Origin of the sequence: Rhodoplanes roseus (assembly GCF_003258865.1) — a bacterium.
Taxonomy (GTDB): domain Bacteria; phylum Pseudomonadota; class Alphaproteobacteria; order Rhizobiales; family Xanthobacteraceae; genus Rhodoplanes; species Rhodoplanes roseus.
The window spans coordinates 1-263 of sequence record NZ_NPEX01000870.1; the positions used below are offsets into that span (position 1 = coordinate 1).

Below are 263 nucleotides of genomic sequence, written 5' to 3' on the forward strand. Positions count from 1 at the left end.
CGCCAGCATGTTCCGACAGGTGCAGCCTGAGCCCTGATCGCGAGATCTGCATGTAGAGCGGGAAGTTGTCGCCGTAGCGGTGTTCCCAATCGACGGTGAAACCGAGAAATCCGAGATAGAACTCGTTCGCCTTCTCGACATCAAATATGCGGACGATGGGCACCGCCTGTTCGAGGGAAATCCCCTCGGAACGCACGGCCTCGTCATCGTCGATTTTCGCCGATAGGACATTCCAGTTCGGCAGCCCGAACTGGCGGGCGATG

The 263-nt window shown here is 58.6% G+C and carries 1 protein-coding gene; it reads right to left on the bottom strand.

All coding sequences use genetic code 11. The features are described from left to right. Positions 1–263, bottom strand: a 263-nt coding sequence (locus tag CH341_RS32795) for a glyoxalase superfamily protein (protein WP_245431357.1), incomplete at both ends; no start/stop codon positions are given.